At 64.1% G+C, this 17,607-nt stretch carries 18 protein-coding genes and 2 tRNA genes; 5 read left to right on the top strand and 15 right to left on the bottom strand.

Annotated features, from left to right (window positions below):
* Position 1: 1 nt before the first annotated feature.
* The 3 genes from bfr to ACQ5SA_RS14645 form a co-directional block, all read right to left on the bottom strand.
* Positions 2–472, bottom strand: a complete 471-nt coding sequence (gene bfr, locus ACQ5SA_RS14655; protein WP_230112195.1) for a bacterioferritin — start codon at positions 470–472, stop codon at positions 2–4.
* A 140-nt stretch (positions 473–612) separates the two neighbouring features.
* The gene (locus tag ACQ5SA_RS14650; protein WP_089237360.1) at positions 613–822 is read right to left on the bottom strand and encodes a (2Fe-2S)-binding protein; all 210 of its coding nucleotides are present in this window, start codon (positions 820–822) and stop codon (positions 613–615) included.
* A 434-nt stretch (positions 823–1,256) separates the two neighbouring features.
* Positions 1,257–1,880 (bottom strand): RNA pyrophosphohydrolase, encoded by a 624-nt coding sequence (locus ACQ5SA_RS14645; RefSeq protein WP_025874624.1) that lies wholly within the window; start codon positions 1,878–1,880, stop codon positions 1,257–1,259.
* 121 nt (positions 1,881–2,001) lie between these two features.
* Between ACQ5SA_RS14645 and ACQ5SA_RS14640 the strand changes: the two genes are divergently transcribed.
* Positions 2,002–2,078 (top strand) — tRNA-Met (locus ACQ5SA_RS14640).
* Between the two features lie 52 nt (positions 2,079–2,130).
* Positions 2,131–2,204: transfer RNA gene (locus ACQ5SA_RS14635), tRNA-Gln, on the top strand.
* Positions 2,205–2,486: 282 nt separating this feature from the next.
* Here ACQ5SA_RS14635 and rpsI read toward each other — a convergent pair.
* Both rpsI and rplM read right to left on the bottom strand, forming a co-directional pair.
* Positions 2,487–2,879 (bottom strand): 30S ribosomal protein S9, encoded by a 393-nt coding sequence (gene rpsI / locus ACQ5SA_RS14630; protein WP_005411311.1) that lies wholly within the window; start codon positions 2,877–2,879, stop codon positions 2,487–2,489.
* Positions 2,880–2,881: 2 nt separating this feature from the next.
* Entirely contained in the window at positions 2,882–3,310 is a 429-nt protein-coding gene (gene rplM / locus ACQ5SA_RS14625) for a 50S ribosomal protein L13 (RefSeq protein WP_025874623.1), read from the bottom strand.
* A 196-nt stretch (positions 3,311–3,506) separates the two neighbouring features.
* On the opposite strand from rplM, the gene coq7 reads away from it, so the two are divergent.
* Complete coding sequence (coq7, locus tag ACQ5SA_RS14620) at positions 3,507–4,151, top strand: 2-polyprenyl-3-methyl-6-methoxy-1,4-benzoquinone monooxygenase (protein ID WP_353101984.1); 645 nt, start codon at positions 3,507–3,509, stop codon at positions 4,149–4,151.
* Between the two features lie 95 nt (positions 4,152–4,246).
* On the opposite strand, the gene ACQ5SA_RS14615 is transcribed toward coq7, so the two are convergent.
* The gene (locus ACQ5SA_RS14615) at positions 4,247–4,567 is read right to left on the bottom strand and encodes a DMT family transporter (protein WP_025874621.1); all 321 of its coding nucleotides are present in this window, start codon (positions 4,565–4,567) and stop codon (positions 4,247–4,249) included.
* Positions 4,568–4,733: 166 nt separating this feature from the next.
* Entirely contained in the window at positions 4,734–5,528 is a 795-nt protein-coding gene (speD, locus tag ACQ5SA_RS14610; protein WP_025874620.1) for an adenosylmethionine decarboxylase, read from the bottom strand.
* Between the two features lie 150 nt (positions 5,529–5,678).
* On the opposite strand from speD, the gene crp reads away from it, so the two are divergent.
* Both crp and ACQ5SA_RS14600 read left to right on the top strand, forming a co-directional pair.
* Positions 5,679–6,368, top strand: a complete 690-nt coding sequence (gene crp / locus ACQ5SA_RS14605; protein ID WP_089238148.1) for a cAMP-activated global transcriptional regulator CRP — start codon at positions 5,679–5,681, stop codon at positions 6,366–6,368.
* Positions 6,369–6,462: 94 nt separating this feature from the next.
* A complete protein-coding gene (locus tag ACQ5SA_RS14600; RefSeq protein ID WP_353098882.1) occupies positions 6,463–7,224 on the top strand; it encodes a sulfite exporter TauE/SafE family protein in 762 nt (253 codons plus the stop codon).
* A gap of 148 nt (positions 7,225–7,372) precedes the next feature.
* Here the strand turns inward: ACQ5SA_RS14600 and ACQ5SA_RS14595 are convergent, their stop codons facing one another.
* The 8 genes from ACQ5SA_RS14595 to ACQ5SA_RS14560 all read right to left on the bottom strand — a co-directional run bounded on the left by ACQ5SA_RS14595 (position 7,373) and on the right by ACQ5SA_RS14560 (position 17,590).
* Positions 7,373–8,089 (bottom strand): haloacid dehalogenase-like hydrolase, encoded by a 717-nt coding sequence (locus ACQ5SA_RS14595; RefSeq protein ID WP_499314655.1) that lies wholly within the window; start codon positions 8,087–8,089, stop codon positions 7,373–7,375.
* Complete coding sequence (trpC, locus tag ACQ5SA_RS14590) at positions 8,086–8,880, bottom strand: indole-3-glycerol phosphate synthase TrpC (RefSeq protein ID WP_033832398.1); 795 nt, start codon at positions 8,878–8,880, stop codon at positions 8,086–8,088. The genes ACQ5SA_RS14595 and trpC overlap by 4 nt, the downstream gene beginning before the upstream one ends.
* A gap of 74 nt (positions 8,881–8,954) precedes the next feature.
* Positions 8,955–9,986: an anthranilate phosphoribosyltransferase gene (gene trpD, locus ACQ5SA_RS14585; protein WP_089237368.1), complete on the bottom strand. Its 1,032-nt coding sequence runs from the start codon at positions 9,984–9,986 to the stop codon at positions 8,955–8,957.
* 16 nt (positions 9,987–10,002) lie between these two features.
* Positions 10,003–10,590 carry an anthranilate synthase component II gene (locus tag ACQ5SA_RS14580; RefSeq protein WP_363733955.1) on the bottom strand — a complete coding sequence of 196 codons (588 nt, stop codon included), beginning with the start codon at positions 10,588–10,590 and terminating at the stop codon, positions 10,003–10,005.
* A gap of 2 nt (positions 10,591–10,592) precedes the next feature.
* Positions 10,593–11,372: an SIMPL domain-containing protein gene (locus tag ACQ5SA_RS14575; protein WP_478033308.1), complete on the bottom strand. Its 780-nt coding sequence runs from the start codon at positions 11,370–11,372 to the stop codon at positions 10,593–10,595.
* A gap of 38 nt (positions 11,373–11,410) precedes the next feature.
* On the bottom strand, positions 11,411–13,453 hold the full coding sequence (locus tag ACQ5SA_RS14570; RefSeq protein ID WP_499314652.1) for an acyltransferase family protein: 2,043 nt from the start codon (positions 13,451–13,453) through the stop codon (positions 11,411–11,413).
* A gap of 102 nt (positions 13,454–13,555) precedes the next feature.
* Positions 13,556–15,031, bottom strand: a complete 1,476-nt coding sequence (gene trpE / locus ACQ5SA_RS14565; RefSeq protein WP_499314650.1) for an anthranilate synthase component I — start codon at positions 15,029–15,031, stop codon at positions 13,556–13,558.
* Between the two features lie 177 nt (positions 15,032–15,208).
* Positions 15,209–17,590 (bottom strand): Tle-like phospholipase domain-containing protein, encoded by a 2,382-nt coding sequence (locus tag ACQ5SA_RS14560; protein ID WP_499314648.1) that lies wholly within the window; start codon positions 17,588–17,590, stop codon positions 15,209–15,211.
* Positions 17,591–17,607: the final 17 nt, after the last annotated feature.

The raw sequence follows: 17,607 nt of genomic DNA, 5'->3' as shown, positions 1-17,607 counted from the left end.
ATCACTCTTCGAGCTTGCTCAGCAGGTACTTCGGCTCACCGATGCGCTCGATCAGCTCCAGCTGGGTTTCCAGCCAGTCGATGTGCTCTTCCTCGGAGTCGAGGATCTTCACGAACAGCTGGCGGCTGACGTAGTCGCCGACCGAATCGGCGTAGGCCACGGCCTCGCGCAGCGTGACCACGCCATCGCGTTCCAGCGACAGATCGCACTGCAGGATTTCGCTCGGGTTCTCACCGATGCGCAGCTTGCCCAGCGCCTGGAAGTTCGGCAGGCCTTCGAGGAACAGGATGCGATCGGCGAGCATGTCGGCATGCTTCATTTCCTCGATCGATTCCTTGTACTCGTGTTCGGCCAGTTCCTTGATGCCCCAGTTCTTCAGCATCTTGGCGTGCAGGAAGTACTGGTTGATCGCGGTCAGCTCGTTGTAGAGGACCTTGTTGAGGAATTCGATGACCTTGGTGTCGCCCTTCATGGGGATGCTCCTGCACGCTGAAATCGCGGGCACTGTAACGCCTTGCGCGCGCGCGTGAAGGAACGCGAATCGTGCGCATTGGCCAGTGCGGCCAGCAATGAAGATGAGGAGAGCGCAGCGTCAACGCGCCGCGAAACGACTCAGGCGACCTGCGCCAGGCCCAGTACCGGCAACGGCAGATCGTGGGTGGCACGCGCCTTGGCCAGCAGGTCGCCGGCCATGTCCAGGCAGGAACCACAGGTAGCGCCGCATCCGGTACGCATGGTCAACTCGGCCACCGACGTGACGCCATGGCTGGCGGCTTCGCGGATCTGGTGGTCGGTAACACCGTTGCAGATGCAGACGTACACGGGCGGGAACCAAGGCAACAGGCCAGTAGCGGCCTGGTCGCTATTCCAATGGAAACGAGAATGGTTGTCAATCAGAGACCTGAACCATTCTCGATACGGTTCAGAGTCCAGCCGGATCCGCCCGCCATGAGGGGGCTACAGACGCATCAGCCCAAGCGCCAGCACCGGTGTACTGAAGAAGACGATCAGCCACTGGACACCCCCACCTGCCGCTCTCAGGCGTAGCAGGTGGTCCGCCAGGAACAGTGCACCCGCACAGGTCGCGAAGGCGAGGCACGCCCCCAGCGCAAGCGGCATCCATGCGATGCCGCCGAGGACCACCACGCTCAACAACAACCAGGGAAGGCTTGCCAGACGGACAGCCAGCCCCTGCCGGAAATAGCCGGCAGAGGTGCGTTGTGACCGTTCGACCCGCTCTCTGCGCAGCCTGCCCGTCAAACGGCCCCCGGCTCACCCTTGGCTTTCCGCGGCCAGTACCCGCCGCGCATGGGTGTGCGCTTCCTGGGTCTGTCGTGGCCGGCGGCGTGGCCTGGCATCCAGGCCTCGGCAGCGCTCTTGGGCATGGCACTGATGCCCTGCCCCGCCACCCCCTGGGCCAACGGCGCCAGATGTCGCAGGGCGCGCGCATAGACGCCACGCTTGAACACCACCACATGCTCCACCGGGTACCAGAAGTCGACCCAGCGCCAATGATCGAACTCGGGCGAGTCGGTATGGTCCAGGCTGACGTGGGCCTCGTCACCGGTCAGGCGCAGCAGGAACCAGACCTGCTTCTGGCCGATGCAGACCTGGCGTTCATTACGGCGGATGGCACGCGCCGGCAGCTTGTAACGCAGCCAGCCCGGTGTCGCCCCAAGCACTTCAACGTGCTCCGGCAACAGCCCGGTCTCTTCCTGCAGTTCACGATACATGGCCTCGACAGGCGTCTCGTCGGTGTTCATGCCACCTTGCGGGAACTGCCAGCCATCCCGGCGCACACGTCGTGCCCAGAACACCTGCCCGTCCTGCCGCATCAGCACGATGCCGACGTTCGGTCGATAGCCGTCCGGATCGATCACGATGCGGACTCCTAAGAAAATCTACTGGTTGGGACTATCCCATGCCGTTTGTCGGGCCACAAGCACGATACAAAGGTGTTGACAGTCCTTGTACACATCAGCAGAATAGCGGGCTCACCAAGGCTATGTAGCTCAGCCGGTTAGAGCACAGCACTCATAATGCTGGGGTCGGTGGTTCGAGTCCACCCATAGCCACCACGTTGAAGTTGTTTTTCAATGTGAAAAGTGAGAAAATAGTTACACGTTACATTGCCCCTTAGCCAAGCGGTAAGGCACCTGACTCTGACTCAGGCATCGGTGGTTCGAATCCATCAGGGGCAGCCAAATTAAACGCAAAAGGCCAGATCGAAAGATCTGGCCTTTTGCGTTTAATTTGGTCACGCATTCCACCTTATCCCCGCGCCTGTCGGCGCACCCCCTTGAACATCAAGGGGGCTCTCCTCCAGACAGAACTCCAGGGTCGGGTCTGCGGAACCACGAGGAGTGCCGACCGCTGGCCGGCAACCTCGAAATGCATGACTGCAGAACGACAAAAGCCCGGCCGAAGCCGGGCTTTTGCGTTTCCAACCAGCGGGCTCCCGAGGGAGCCCAGCCAGGCGCGGTAAATCAGCGCTTGGAGAACTGGGTGGCGCGGCGGGCCTTGTGCAGACCGACCTTCTTACGTTCGACTTCGCGGGCGTCGCGGGTCATGAAGCCAGCCTTGCGCAGCTCGGACTTCAGGGTCTCGTCGTACTCGACCAGAGCACGGGCGATGCCCAGACGGATCGCACCGGCCTGGCCGGTGGTGCCGCCGCCAGCGGCGGTGACCAGGATGTCGAAGCTCTCGGTGTTCTTGGTCAGCTCGAGCGGCTGGCGCACGATCATGCGAGCGGTCTCACGGCCGAAGAACTCGTCCAGCGGACGGCCATTGACGGTGATGTTGCCCGAACCCTTGCGCAGGAACACGCGAGCGGTGGAGGACTTGCGGCGGCCAGTGCCGTAGTTTTGAGTGATAGCCATGATTAGATATCCAGAACCTGCGGCTGCTGTGCGGCGTGCGGATGCTCAGTGCCGGCGTAGACCTTGAGCTTGCGGTACATCTGGCGACCCAGCGTGCCCTTCGGCAGCATGCCCTTGACGGCGGTCTCGATCACGCGCTCCGGGTGGCGCTCAAGCGCCTGGGCGAGGGATTCGGTCTTCAGGTTGCCGATGTAACCGGTGAAACGGTGATACATCTTGTCCTGCAGCTTCTTGCCGGTGACGACAATCTTTTCTGCATTGATGACGACCAGGTAGTCGCCGGTATCAACGTGCGGGGTGTAGACCGGCTTGTGCTTGCCACGCAGACGGCGGGCCAGCTCGGTGCAGAGACGGCCCAGGGTCTTGCCCTCGGCGTCGACGAGGTACCAGTCGCGCTGGACGGTCTCGTTCTTGGCAGTGAAAGTGCTCATGAAGAACTCTTGGTTAGGTCGGGCTCATTGCGGCGAAGGACTCGCCGGAACTCTGCCACGCGTTGTGAAAGGTGGAGCGTAAGGGGCGGCATTGTACGCACCTTGGCTGGCGGGTGCAAGCCGGCTCCAGCCCCGGGTTGGCAGGGGGCCTAGGCCGGGCGAGAATCGGGCCTCCCCCGCTCCACGCCGTGCCGCCATGACCGTGCTTCGCCAGACCACCCCGCTGGACCATCTGCTGACCGAGGCGCAGCGCGCCCTGGACACGGTGTTCGGCAACCCGCCGGCCAGCCGCCCCTACCCGGCCGTGGACACCGGCGAGCCCGGCATGGACAGCGCGCAGCGTCGCCACGCGGCCGGGCTGATGCGGATCAACCATGTCGGCGAGGTCTGCGCCCAGGGCCTGTATTTCGGCCAGGCCGCGGTGGCGCGCGACCCGGCGACCCGCGAACATCTGCTGGAAGCGGCCCAGGAAGAGACCGACCACCTGGCCTGGTGCGCCACCCGGCTGGGCGAGTTGGACAGCCGTCCGAGCCTGTTCAATCCGCTCTGGTACGCAGGCAGCTACACCATCGGCACCCTGGCGGGGCTGCGCGGCGATGGCTGGAACCTGGGTTTCGTGGTCGAGACCGAGCGCCAGGTGGAGGCCCATCTGGACGAACACCTGGTCGACCTGCCGGCCGGGGATCTGCGCAGCCGCGCGGTCATCCGGGTGATGAAGGAAGACGAGGCCCGGCATGCCGAGCATGCGGAGCAGGCCGGCGCACGTCGCCTGCCGTTCCCGATTCCCGGCGCGATGGCGCTGGCCTCAAAGGTGATGAAGACCATTGCCTACCGGCTGTAAGGCCACCCAAGGGTAGTGCCGGCCGCTGGCCGGCAACCACGCATGGGTCGCCGCGGGTCATGAGGCTGCCGGCCAGCGGCCGGCACTACCCGGGCTTAGTTGGGCGACACCAGCTTCAGGCCGATCACACCGGCCACGATCAGGCCCACACAGGCCAGGCGTGCCGGCGAGGCGCTGTCGTTGAACAGGTAGATGCCCAGCACGGTCACGCCCATGGCGCCGATGCCGGTCCAGATCGCATAGGCGGTGCCGACCGGAATGTTCTTCATCGCCTGGCTCATCAGGTACAGGCTGATCAGGGCCGACACCACCGTCAGGGCGGTCGGCACGGGTTTGCTGAAACCTTCGGAGTACTTCATTCCAAGGGCGAATCCGATCTCGAACAGACCGGCCAGCAGCAGATAGATCCAGGGCATGGGTGGGGGCTCCTTACCTTTTTTGAGAAAAACGAAACGGCCCGGTGTTTTCACACCGGGCCGTAGGTCGGTACATCGCCGTGGAACTGAAGATTGCGCCAAGCGCAGGCTCCACGGGGCGGGGCGTCCCGCCTGGGTGGCGATGCCTGACGGCATCGCGCATGGGTCACTCAGCCAGGTTGCGGCCGTGGAACAGCTCTTCGATCTCACGACGCAGCAGCGCTTCGATCTTCATGCGTTCCTTGAACGAGATGTTCTTGGCCTTCTCCTCGAACAGGTACTGGTCCAGGTCAAAGTCCTTCAGGTGCATCTTCGTGTGGAAGATGTTTTCCTGGTAGACGTTGACGTCGAACATCTCGTAACGCGACTTGATGTTCTTGGCCAGGAAGTTCTGGATCGAGTTGATCTTGTGATCGATGTAGTGCTTCTTGCCCTTCACGTCACGCGTGAAGCCACGGACACGGTAGTCCATGATCACGATGTCCGATTCCAGGCTCTCGATCAGGTAGTTCAGTGCCTTCAACGGCGAAATGACGCCGCAGGTAGCCACGTCGATATCGGCGCGGAAGGTGGCAATGCCTTCCTGCGGGTGCGTTTCCGGATAGGTGTGCACGGTGATGTGCGACTTGTCCATGTGCGCGACCACGGCATCGGAAATCAACTCCTTGCCGGCCTGCTTCTTGTCGATCACCGGCTCTTCGGAGATCAGGATCGTCACCGAGGCACCCTGCGGATCGTAATCCTGGCGCGCCACGTTGAGGATGTTGGCGCCGATGATCTCAGCGACATCGGTCAAGATTTGAGTAAGCCTGTCGGCGTTGTACTCTTCATCGATGTATTCAATGTAACGCTGACGCTCCTCTTCGGTGCGCGCGTAACACACGTCATAGATGTTGAAGCTCAGCGCCTTGGTGAGGTTGTTGAAACCCTGCAACCTCAGGCGAGGCAACGGCTTGACCACGGCGGTCGATTCCTGTGTAAGAAGGGAAAGGGGGAATTATGCGGCATAAGTGTCTCCAGGGGGAACGTGAAGACGCTCAGGTTCTGGCACACTGTTTGCCCTTAACAATTGCGCTGGTTAAGCTCCGCTATCGACCCCGTGAATCCGTTCATGCGCAGAGGGAGCGCCCCTATCGTGTCAACCGTGCGCCTAGCTAGCAGCCCATTGGCCTTGGACATCGCAACAATCGACCGCTTCCTGGCACACAGCCACAGGCGGCGCTATCCCACCCGTACCGACGTCTTCCGACCCGGTGACCCGGCCGGCACCCTGTATTACGTCATCAGCGGCTCGGTTTCGATCATGGCCGAGGAGGAAGAGGACCGTGAGCTGGTACTGGGCTATTTCGGCGCCGGTGAGTTCGTCGGCGAGATGGGCCTGTTCGTGGAGTCGGACCGCCGCGAGGTGATCCTGCGCACCCGCACGGCCTGTGAGCTGGCCGAAATCAGCTACGAGCGGCTGCATCAGCTGTTCCTCGGACCGCTGTCGGCCGATGCCCCGCGCCTGCTGTACGCGCTGGGCCAGCAGATCTCAAAGCGCTTGCTGGACACCAGCCGCAAGGCCAGCCGTCTGGCATTCCTGGATGTCACCGACCGTATCGTGCGCACCCTGCACGATCTGGCGCAGGAGCCGGAGTCGATGACTCACCCGCAGGGCAGCCAGCTGCGCGTCTCACGCCAGGAACTGGCCCGTCTGGTCGGTTGCTCGCGCGAAATGGCCGGCCGGGTGTTGAAGAAGCTGCAGACCGACGGCCTGCTGCATGCCCGCGGCAAGACCGTGGTGCTGTACGGCACCCGTTGATCGACCTGCGTCCGCCGGGCCATGCCCGGCGGATCGCCGTACGTGCGACCTACCATCGCATCTCCCGCACACCCGCTTCCGCTAGGCTCGACCCATGGAGCTGAGCAGCGAATTCTGGTGGTTCATCCTTATCGGCCTCGGCGCACAGCTGGTCGATGGTGCGCTGGGCATGGCATTCGGGCTGGTTTCTTCATCAGTGCTGCTCAGCATGGGGCTGCCTCCCGCACAGGTCAGCGCCAGCGTGCATACCGCTGAAGTGTTCACCACCGGGGCCTCCGGTGTGTCGCATCTGGTCGCCGGCAATGTCGACAAGCGCCTGTTCTTCCGCCTCGCCCTGCCCGGCGCCCTGGGCGGCGCACTCGGCGCGTACGTCCTGACACAGGTTCCAGGCGACCTGATCCGCCCGCTGATCTACCTGTACCTGCTGGTGCTGGCCATCATCATCCTGGCCCGCGCGGCCGGACGCTGGATGCCCAAGGGCGAGATCCGCCGGGTGCCGGTGCTGGGCTTCTTCGCCGGCCTGCTCGATGCCAGCGGCGGCGGCGGCTGGGGCCCGGTGGCCACCTCCACCCTGCTCGCCGGCGGCGGTCAGGCGCGAACCACGATCGGCACCGTCAACGCGGCCGAGTTCGTGGTCACTTTGACCATTTCGGCCACCTTCCTGCTGTCGATGGGTGTGCAGCACCTGCAGATCGTCGCCGGCCTGCTGATCGGCGGCATGATGGCCGCGCCCGTGGCGGCGATGCTGGTGAAGCGGGTGAAGGAACGCTGGGTACTGGTCGCGGTGGGCGTACTGGTGCTGGGCATCAGCCTGTTCCAGGTAGGCCATTCGCTGTTCGGGTACCTGTACCGCTGACCGCTCGCCGGGTGGGATCCGGTAGTGCCGGCCGCTGGCCGGCAACTTCATGACCTCCGGAAACGCGTGCAAGGTTGCCGGCCAGCGGCCGGCACTACCAGGGCGTTATCCGGCAGATCCGTCATCCCGCGCGGGCAGGCGGGATCGATTACGCCCTGTCGCCACCGCGGTCCACGCAACCCCAGTTGAGGATGCGGGTGCCGGCCGGCAGCACGCGGCGGAAGAATTCCACCTTGGCCGGCTTCGGGTTGACCACCACCGGCGCTTTCGCCGCAAGCAGCAGCGGAAGGTCGGCGGTGCTGTCGGAGTAAGCGATATCGATATCGCCGTAGCCGCGCTCGCGCAGCATGCGCATCTTCTCTTCGTTGTGGCAGTGCCGGGTCGGCCCTACCCCGCCCAGACGCGGTCCCACTTCGGTGCCGATCACCGGCACGTCCTGATGGGCGACAAAGGCCAGGATCGCGCGGGCAAGCTCTGGCGGTGCGCCGGTGGCGACCACCACGCGATCGCCCTTGGCACGGTGCGCGGCGAATACGTCCAGTGCCTGTGGCAGCAGCTTGGCGCGCATCTGCGCCTCGTTGCGCAGCACATAGGCGTCGATCACCTTGTTGAACTCGCGGGCGCGGTGCAGGCCGAAGCTGCCGATCCAGACGTAGACCGAGATACCGGCACGGCGGGTCGGCAGCATCGCCACCAGCGGTCCGGCAATCGGGGTGACCAGCAGCGCCGCCAGCATCCGCAGCGGGTTGCGCTTGATCAGCGAGGCGAACAGGTGGGTACCCGAATCGCCGTCATACAGGGTGTGGTCGAAGTCGAAGACCACCAGCGGCGCATCCTCGCGCGGCGTTGGATAGTACGTTTTCATGCTGCGAAGAATAGCTGACGCAGACCCTCGCCCGGCTCTTCCACGCGCATGAAGGCCTCGCCGACCAGGAACGAGTGGATGCCGGCATCGCGCATCAGCGCCACATCCTGCGGGCCGAGAATGCCGCTCTCGGTGACCAGCAGGCGGTCGCGCGGCACGGCCAGGCGCATGTCCAGGGTGGTCTGCAGCGACACCTCGAAGGTGCGCAGGTTGCGGTTGTTGATGCCGATCATCGGCGCCGGCACCTGCAGTGCACGCTCCAGCTCATCGATGTCGTGCACTTCCACCAGCACGTCCATGCCCAGCGACATCGCCAGTTCGGACAGCGTGGCCAGCTGCGTATCGTCCAGCGCGGCAACGATCAGCAGGATGCAGTCGGCGCCGAGCACGCGCGCCTCGACCACCTGGTAGGCGTCGATCACGAAGTCCTTGCGCAGCACCGGCAGCGTGCAGGCTTCGCGCGCCTGCTGCAGGTAGGCATCGGCCCCCTGGAAGAAGTCGACGTCGGTCAGCACCGACAGGCAGCTGGCGCCGCCGAACTCATAGCTGACCGCGATGTCGGCCGGGCGGAAGTCGGGGCGGATCACGCCCTTGGACGGGCTGGCCTTCTTTACTTCGGCAATCACCGCTGGATCGCCATTGGCGACGGCAGCCTGCAGCGCTCGCACGAAGCCGCGCACCGGGGGCGCATCGGCCAGCGCCGCCTGCAGCTCCTCAAGCGGTCGCTGTGCGCGGCGCTGGGCTACTTCTTCGGCCTTGCGGGCCAGGATCGTCTGCAGGATATCGCTCATCGTCGTCGGGTCGGTGCTGGGGCGGTGAGGACGACCATTATCGGCCATCGGGTGGGTCAGGCTGAACCGCGCGCTCAGGCAACCAGTGCGCGGGTGGTATCGACATACTGCTGCAGGCGGGCACGGGCGCTGCCATCGGCGATGACCGCGCGGGCGCGGGCCAGGCCGTCGCCGATATCGCTGGCCACGCCGGCCACGTACAACGCCGCGCCCGCATTCAGGGCGACGATGTCCAGTGCCGGGCCCGGCTCGTTGTCGAGCACCGCACGCAGCATGGCGATGGACTGTTCCGGGCCGTCCACGCGCAGGTTGCGGCTGGCCGACATGGCGATGCCGAAGTCTTCCGGGTGGATCTCGTACTCGCGCACCTTGCCGTCGCGCAGCTCACCCACCAGGGTGCCCGCGCCCAGCGAGATCTCGTCCATGTTGTCGCGGCCCCACACCACCATCGCGCGCTCGGCGCCCAGCTCGCGCAGCACGCGCGCCTGGATGCCCACCAGATCGGGGTGGAACACGCCCATCAGCACCGACGGCGCGTTGGCCGGGTTGGTCAGCGGACCGAGGATGTTGAAGATGGTGCGCACCCCCATCTCGCGACGCACCGGCGCCACCACCTTCATCGACGGGTGGTGGATCGGCGCGAACATGAAGCCGATGCCGGTCTGTTCGATGGCCGCGGCCACCTGCGCCGGCTGCAGCTCGATCGCCGCGCCCAGTGCTTCGACCGCATCGGCACTGCCGGACTTGGACGACACGCTGCGGTTGCCGTGCTTGGCCACGCGCGCGCCGGCGGCAGCGGCAACGAACATCGCGCAGGTGGAGATGTTGAAGGTATGCGAGCCATCGCCACCGGTGCCGACAATGTCGACCAGGTGGGTGGTATCGGCGACCGGCACGGCCAGCGCGAATTCGCGCATCACCGTTGCGGCGGCAGCGATCTCGTCGATGGTTTCCTTCTTCACGCGCAGGCCGGTGAGGATGGCGGCGGTCATCATCGGCGAGACGTCACCGCGCATGATCTGCCGCATCAGGTCGACCATTTCGTCGAAGAAGATCTCGCGATGCTCGATGGTGCGTTGCAGGGCTTCCTGGGGGGAGAAGCTCATCGGAATACTCCTTGGATCAGGCAGCCGGGCGCTGCAGGAAATTGCGCAGCAGCGCGTGACCATGCTCGGTGAGGATCGATTCGGGATGGAACTGCACGCCCTCCACCGGGAACTGGCGGTGGCGCAGGCCCATGATCTCTTCGATCGAGCCATCCTCGTTTTCGGTCCATGCGGTCACTTCCAGCGCATCGGGCAGGCTGTTCTTGTCCACCACCAGCGAGTGGTAGCGGGTGGCCTGGTAGCCATCCGGCAGGCCGGCGAACACGCCCTTGCCTTGATGCCGGATCGGCGAGGTCTTGCCGTGCATGATGTTGCCGGCGCGGATGACCGTGCCGCCGTAGACCTGGCCGATGCCCTGGTGGCCCAGGCACACGCCGAGGATCGGCGTGGTCGGGCCCAGGCGCCGGATCAGCTCCAGCGACACGCCCGCTTCGTTGGGCGTGCACGGGCCGGGTGAGATGACGATGCGTTCGGGCTTCTGCGCGGCGATCTCGTCCACGCTCATCGCATCGTTGCGCACCACCTTCACTTCGGCACCCAGCGTCTGCAGGTACTGCACGAGGTTGTAGGTGAAGCTGTCGTAGTTGTCGATCATCCACAACATGGTCAGGTTCCGTCGCTTATCAGGAAAATGGCGTACACGTTTTCGGTATAGGTGATGGGGCCCGCTTCGATGGATTCGGGTGCAGCGGGAGCAGGCGCCGAGGCCGGTGCGTAGCTGCCGGTCACCGAGATCCTGTCGAGATACTCACCATCCTCGCCCGGCTGCGGCCATTGCCCGGCCTGGATGCCATATGCGAAGTCCGGCGCCACATCGGAGATGCTGTACAGGCCACGCACCTTTGTTCCATAGGCCTTGGCCAGCCCCTGCGCGGACTCGCGGGTCTTGGCCGCGGCCTCGCCCTTGAGTTCACGGCGCAGCGCCACCTCTCCCGAGTACGTCGGGGCCAGGCTGCTGACCTGTACGTTTTCATTGGCCTTCAGCGCACCCAGCACATCCTGCATCGCCTTCACGCTGGCAAAGCTGGCGCGCAGCTGGCGTGACACGCGCGTACCGATGAAGACCTGCCGGCTTTGCTCATAGCGCGTCGCTGGGCCGATGCGCAGGTTATCCGCGCGCACGCTGCCGTCCACCGCTTTGTGCTGCTTGAACAGCGCCAGCACGCGGGCGACGTTGTCCTGCACGCGGCGACGCGCGGCATCGGCATCCATATCGGTCTCTTCGATGTTCAATTGCAGGCCGAACCGGTCAGGCATCACCAGACGGCGCGCCTCGCCCTTCACCAGCAGGTGCGGCTGCGAGGGAATGGTGTTGGCCTGCGCCCAGGCAGACGGGGCCATCGTGGCCAGCAGCGACGACCACAGCAATGCGCTCAGCAGCTTCATGCGGTACTCCTCCCCGGCGTCAAAAGTTGTCAGGAAACTCACTGCGGAGATGCCGGTTCAGGCAGACCCGCAGCGACCAGGTCTGCGGCGTGATCCTGGGCGAGGCGCGCGCCGAGAAAGTGCGCAAATCCCAGCGACAGATGGTGCTGGTCGTAGAAAGCCGGTTCGCCGTTCGCTTCCACCACACAGCGCTCCAAGTCACGCCCCCCGCACAGCAGCTCGTACTTGCTGATGTAGGTGTAGTCGAGCGACTTCACCTGCGGAATGGTCGAGAGCGCGCGCTCGTCGGGATTGAAGTAGTTCACCTGGTCCTTCCGCTTGCAGGCGTCAAAGCTTCCATATCGGTTGTAGAGCGATGCACAGTCGGAGGTTGTCTGCAGGTACGAACCGATCGCGATGATCTTCACATGCGGATTGCGCTTCTTGAGAATCTCCAGGACGCTCCACAGGTCGCGGGCGACGGGATCAAATCCCTGATGCGTGTTGTAGACGATCACGTCGAGTTTGCTGATCAGACGGTTATCGTCGAGTACCGCAAAACGCTTGTCGCAGGCAAGCTCAGGAGTCGATGACGCGATCTTTCCCTTACCAAGCACGAGTACGCAGTCGTTGACGGTACCAAAGTTGATCAGATTGACCTTGTTGTCGCGCCCATAGATCTGGTCGAAAGCATTGAACGCATCGGGTTCATGCGAGTTCCCGAACAACAGGACCTGCACCGGCCGCTCCATTGCACAGCGGCTGGGATCCTGCAGCGACTGGACATTGCATGCCGCGGCCAGCGCTTCGAATCGCCGCCCCTTGCCTGCATCGATCACGGCAGCATCCATGGGTACGAACACCGGGCCGGCTTTGGATGCATCGGGCGTCGCTTTCTCGCCGGGCTTGGTGTTGCCATGAGCAGTGGCAACCAGCAAATTTTCCTGTCCGCCAATCATGCCCGGGGTGAAGTACTGGTAGCGCCAGACCATACCGTTGGATGACAGGACCCCAATGCCGAGCGCACAGCACAGGGCTGAAACCGCCAAGGTCCGGCCCACTACCTTCCTCTTGCGCGCGGTCGGATCGACATAGCGGAAGCGCACTTCCACCAGTTGATGCAGGGCGATCGCGGTCAGCAGCGAAAGCACGACCATCGTGGCGAACTGTACTGCCCACGATGCATGCGGCATGAACTGCACGACGAATACCACTACTGGCCAATGGGTCAGGTACAAGGAGTAACTGATCTTGCCCAGCCATACTGCAACGGGATTGGCCAAAACCCAGTGTGTTGCCCGCGAGCGGCTGGACGCGATGAGCAACAGCGTTCCAATGCACGGTGCAATGGCATTGACGTAGGGAAACACGTCGCCCTCGACAAGCGTCACGATCGAATAAGCGACCAGTGCGATGCCTGCAGCGAACATGGCCTCCTGCAATGCCTGCGAGGCCGGCATGCGCGCCACGATGAAGCAGCCAACAGCACCGATGGCGAATTCGAATACGCGGAAATGGGGCAGGAAGAACAGGTCCGATGCAAACCCGATGGACTGACCAGTTACTGCAGCATGATTGGCAATGAAGCTGGCCGCCCCGGAAACCAGGATTCCCAAAGCGATTCCCTTCCGTCCGCCAATGCGGTAACAGAAGAACAGGAAGGCCGGCCAAACCAGATAGAACTGCTCCTCCACACTCAGCGACCAAGTGTGTAGCAGGGGCTTGGTCTGTGAGGCGGCGTCGAAATAACCGCTTTCAGACCAGAACAGCAGGTTGGATACCGATAGCGCGGAGGCAATTAATGACCTGCCATAGGCCACCAGATCGGCCGGCGTCAGGCTGGCTACCGCCAACAGGCTGGTGACCACCAGCGTGACCAGTAGTGCCGGAAGGATGCGACGGATACGACGGACATAGAAGCTTCCGAAGCTGAACCTGCCGGTTTCCACCAGTTCATTGCGAATGATGGAGGTGATCAGATAGCCACTGATGACGAAGAAGATGTCGACGCCGACATAGCCCCCGCCGAGACCCGGCACACCGAAGTGGAACAGCAGGACAGCCAGCACCGCAACGCATCGCAGTCCATCGATATGCGGCATGTATCGGGAGTTTGTGCTTTTCATTGTTTTTAGAGATCGTATCCATGAGGCGCAGGGCGTCCATCGCCCTGCGTGCGAACAACCGCAGACTTCAACGGAAGATTACAGGCCCTTGGCGGCCTGGGCGACGGCGCGGAACAGCGCGCGGCCCTTGTTCATCGTCTCGTCCCACTCCTTGTCCGGGTCCGAGTCGTAGACGATGCCGGCGCCGGCCTGCACGTACAGGCGGCCGTCCTTGATCACGGCGGTGCGGATCGCGATCGCGGTATCGGCATCGCCGTGCCAGCCGATGTAGCCGATGCTGCCGGCGTAGACATTGCGCTTGATCGGTTCCAGTTCGCGGATCACTTCCAGCGCGCGGATCTTCGGCGCACCGCTGACCGTACCGGCCGGGAAGGTGGCGCGCAGCACGTCGGCGTAGCTCAGGCCCGGCTGCAGCTGCCCGGTCACTTCGCTGACGATGTGCATGACGTGGCTGTAGCGTTCGATCACGAACTGCTCGCCCACTTCCACGGTACCGGCCTTGGACACGCGGCCGGCGTCGTTGCGGCCCAGGTCGATCAGCATCAGGTGCTCGGCGCGTTCCTTCGGATCGGCCAGCAGCTCGGCTTCCAGCGCCTGGTCCAGCTCCGGCGTGGCGCCGCGCGGACGGGTACCGGCGATCGGGCGCACGGTCACTTCACCGTCCTGCAGACGCACCAGGATTTCCGGCGAGGAGCCAACCACCTGCAGGTCGCCAACATCCAGGAAATACATGTACGGCGAGGGGTTCAGTGCACGCAGCGCGCGGTACACATCCACCGGACGCGCCTTGAACGGCACGCTCATGCGCTGGCTGAGCACCACCTGGAAGATGTCGCCGGCACGGATGTACTCCTTGCTGCGCTGAACCGCGTCGACGAAGCCTTCGCGGGTGAAACCGGAAACGAAATCGGACTCGTCCAGCACATCGCTGGTCAGCGGTGCCGGATAGCCGGCACCCGGCGCGCGCAGCGTGGCCGCCAGCGCGTCCAGGCGCGCCTGGGCCTGCTCGAAGGCGCCTTCGACACGCGGATCGGCGTGCACGATCAGGTACAGCCGGCCCTTCAGGTTGTCGAACACTGCCAGCTCATCGGAGTGCAGCAGCAGGATGTCCGGGGTGCCGAGTTCGTCACGGCCGGCCGGCGATGCAAGGCGCGGCTCGATGTAGCCGATGCATTCGAAGCCGAACCAGCCGACCAGGCCACCGGTAAAGCCCGGCAGGCCTTCCAGCTTCGGCACCGAGTGGGCGCTGCGCAGCGCCTCGACCTCGGCGAACGGGTCGGCCACCTCACGGGTTTCCAGCACCTGGCCGTGCTCGCGCACGGTCAGGGTGTGGCCGTGGAAGGCATACACACGACGTGCCGGCAGGCCGATGATCGAGTAACGACCAAAGCGCTCGCCGCCTTCGACGGATTCAAACAGGTAGGTATTGGGGCCGTCGGCGAGCTTCAGATAGACCGAAAGCGGCGTGTCCAGGTCGGACAGCACTTCGCGGACGACGGGAATATGGGTGTGGCCTTCAGCGGCCTGCTGCTGAAACTGAGCGTGCGAGATCAAGACGACTTTCCTTCCGGGACACAGCGTTATGGGGACGGACGACGGCAACAGGCCACCATCGCCACCAACGGCGTGCGGAAGAAAGGGTATGCGGGGTCGTCAGGCTGGACACCCAATGACTGTATCGCAGCTTTGGCCGCAGGGAAACCCTTTGGCGACGGGCGGTTTGTCGCCGCCCTAGCCCATCCGCCGTGCCTGTTCCTGGGTCTCCTGCACCTGCTGCTGGGCCAGAGACACCCCCTGCGCCTGCTCGCGACTGGCGTTGAGCGCGTCAATCTGCGCCGTGCTCGCGCTCAGCGGCTGGGCCATCCCCGCCGCCACATCGACGTGCGCATGGCGCCGGTGCGCGGCGTTCAGGTCGGGCGTATCCACCGCGAAGGCGCGGCTCTGATCGTTGCTGAGCACCACGTGGGAAATGGACTCCAGCCCCTCGCGCTTGGCCTGCACGGCCAGTGCACCGGCGAGCTGGTCGCTCTGCAGGTTCGGCACACGGTTGTGGGCGGCATCCAGGGCGTGCACGCCGGTCTGTGCGCCATTGAACAACCGGTAATCGGCGTGGCCAGGGTCGTTGATGCCGGGCCCGCGCGCAGCGGGTTCTGCCGCCACGCTCGCGCGGCGGCCATCCTCCGGATGCTGGATGCGCTGGTGCTGCTCGACCAGCTTACGGGCGGCGGCCTCCTGCTTGATCAGCTCTGAATCCAGGCTGGGGATGACGGTCTCGGCCATGCCATGGCGCGCGGTTGCTTCACCGAAGGCCGGGCCGATACTTCGGATCAATCGCGCGGACTGAGCGAGATTGGACAGCTTCACTGCATCCGATGGCAGGACACCGGTGGGTACATGGGTGGCAGCGGCGGTACCCACTCCCACACTGATGCCCCCAACGGTCGCCATGGCGGCTGGCGCTTGGGCGGTAACGCCCTTCACCTTCGATGCCACCAGGTCATAACCGTGGTCCACATGGGCGCCGGCGGTGGCGAACCCGTTCTGCAGCTTGCCGGCCACCCACTGGCCGTCGTGGTTGATGGCCGTGGCCGTCCGCTCGCCAAAGGCGCGCGTCCCTTCGGCATCGGCATGTGCTTGTCGCGACGCATGTACCGCGCGTTGCTCGCCCGTAGTACGTGTCCTTTCGGCCTCTTTGGCCAACCTGTCGGACGCGTCATCCAAACCGATCCGACCGGCCACCCACGACAGTGCGGACATGCCATGGGAACTGGCCTGCGATTGCGCCCGATGCAGGGTCGCCTCGATGCTTCCGGTCAACTCGCGCCCGGAGGCGATCACGGTGGTGGTCGCCCGGGTACCCACCTGGAGCGTGGTCGATCCCATGTTCACGACCTGGCCAATGGCCATGCCCTGGGTCCTCAGGATCTGCTCCGCGCCATCACCGGCCCTGTCCAGTACATGCGCGCCAGTCGCCCCCGCGCGTTCAACCTGCTCACCGATCACACGTCCGCCGCGCATACCGTAGCCGGTGGCGTGCAGCACCGTGGAAAGCGGTCCAGCCAACTCTGCAACCTGGCTTGGCGCCGCTACCTGCGAACGATTGACGATAGTGCCCTGTGCGTCGCGTGTCTTGGCCTCAAGCAGCAGTTCGGCACGGCCAGCGGCCACCGGGATATTGCGCAGAGCTTCCTGCCCCGGCTGTGTCGCCAGTTGTTCGATGAACTGCGCTGCGGACGTCTGCGCACCCGGTGGCATCATCTCGCGCAGCTTGTCGCCCACCAGCTTCTGCATGGCGGGCTCCTTCAGCAACATGCCCATTTCATTGGCAAGCACGCCATAGCCGCGACGCTGCTGCTCGCTCAGGCGCTGCATGCCGTTCTGCACATCATTCAGCACCTCGCCGGTGGTCTGGTAGGTGTGCACGCTTTGTTGCGGGTTGAAGGTGGGCAGACCATTTTCCTTCGCGAAACGTGCCGCCGTTTCCGGATGCAGGCCTGCCGCATTGAAGGTGGTGGCGCGTGCGCCGGTGACGGCCGACGCGGCCGAGGCCATGCCACCGCCGAGGGAGTGGCCGGCAATTTCGAAACCACCCGGGCGCTCTTGATTGACGATCGATGCGAGACGCATGGCGCGATCGTAGTAATCGCTGCGCATTCCAATGCCCTGCTGGCCATTGTTGAGAAAGTCCTCACCACCGGATTCGCGCCGTCCACTGGGCGAAGACGGGTCGACAATTTGACCCGTAGAGCCCTTGTAGACGATGACAGGCGTTGCATCCTCGCCTAGAACGCGCCTGTCAGGGAGATAGATTTCAGCGCGAAACCCAGAGTGCCGGGGTTGCAACAGTTCCTTGAGATCTTCGTTCGAAATGTCGATCCCGGCAGCACGAAGTGCAGCTGGATCGCTGCTCGCACGCGCCCAACCAACCGGCGCCTGCCCTTCTTCATTCGCGGATTGATACACATCGGCTGCCAATCCTGACATTTCACGAGCGTGATACGTCTCTTGAAGACGATCCGCCTCTTTGTCATTCCCACTTTCACGCAGTTGCTGAACAAGAAGATTCTGTTCCCGGACGGCGCGGGCACGCGCCTCAGCATCTGGACCACTCATGGCAAACTCCATTGCAC

The organism is Stenotrophomonas indicatrix (assembly GCF_050573115.1).
Taxonomy (GTDB): Bacteria; Pseudomonadota; Gammaproteobacteria; order Xanthomonadales; family Xanthomonadaceae; genus Stenotrophomonas; species Stenotrophomonas lactitubi_A.
This window is presented reverse-complemented; position numbering and strand designations above follow the sequence as displayed.

Coding starts and splice junctions, on each gene's coding strand:
- bfr (WP_230112195.1), bottom strand. CDS start 472: ATGAAGGGCGACACCAAGGTCATCGAATTCCTCAACAAGGTCCTCTAC.
- rpsI (WP_005411311.1), bottom strand. CDS start 2,879: ATGGCTATCACTCAAAACTACGGCACTGGCCGCCGCAAGTCCTCCACC.
- rplM (WP_025874623.1), bottom strand. CDS start 3,310: ATGAGCACTTTCACTGCCAAGAACGAGACCGTCCAGCGCGACTGGTAC.
- coq7 (WP_353101984.1), top strand. CDS start 3,507: ATGACCGTGCTTCGCCAGACCACCCCGCTGGACCATCTGCTGACCGAG.
- ACQ5SA_RS14615 (WP_025874621.1), bottom strand. CDS start 4,567: ATGCCCTGGATCTATCTGCTGCTGGCCGGTCTGTTCGAGATCGGATTC.
- crp (WP_089238148.1), top strand. CDS start 5,679: ATGCGCAGAGGGAGCGCCCCTATCGTGTCAACCGTGCGCCTAGCTAGC.
- ACQ5SA_RS14600 (WP_353098882.1), top strand. CDS start 6,463: ATGGAGCTGAGCAGCGAATTCTGGTGGTTCATCCTTATCGGCCTCGGC.
- ACQ5SA_RS14595 (WP_499314655.1), bottom strand. CDS start 8,089: ATGAAAACGTACTATCCAACGCCGCGCGAGGATGCGCCGCTGGTGGTC.
- trpC (WP_033832398.1), bottom strand. CDS start 8,880: ATGAGCGATATCCTGCAGACGATCCTGGCCCGCAAGGCCGAAGAAGTA.
- trpD (WP_089237368.1), bottom strand. CDS start 9,986: ATGAGCTTCTCCCCCCAGGAAGCCCTGCAACGCACCATCGAGCATCGC.
- ACQ5SA_RS14580 (WP_363733955.1), bottom strand. CDS start 10,590: ATGTTGTGGATGATCGACAACTACGACAGCTTCACCTACAACCTCGTG.
- ACQ5SA_RS14575 (WP_478033308.1), bottom strand. CDS start 11,372: ATGAAGCTGCTGAGCGCATTGCTGTGGTCGTCGCTGCTGGCCACGATG.
- ACQ5SA_RS14570 (WP_499314652.1), bottom strand. CDS start 13,453: ATGCCGCATATCGATGGACTGCGATGCGTTGCGGTGCTGGCTGTCCTG.
- ACQ5SA_RS14560 (WP_499314648.1), bottom strand. CDS start 17,590: ATGAGTGGTCCAGATGCTGAGGCGCGTGCCCGCGCCGTCCGGGAACAG.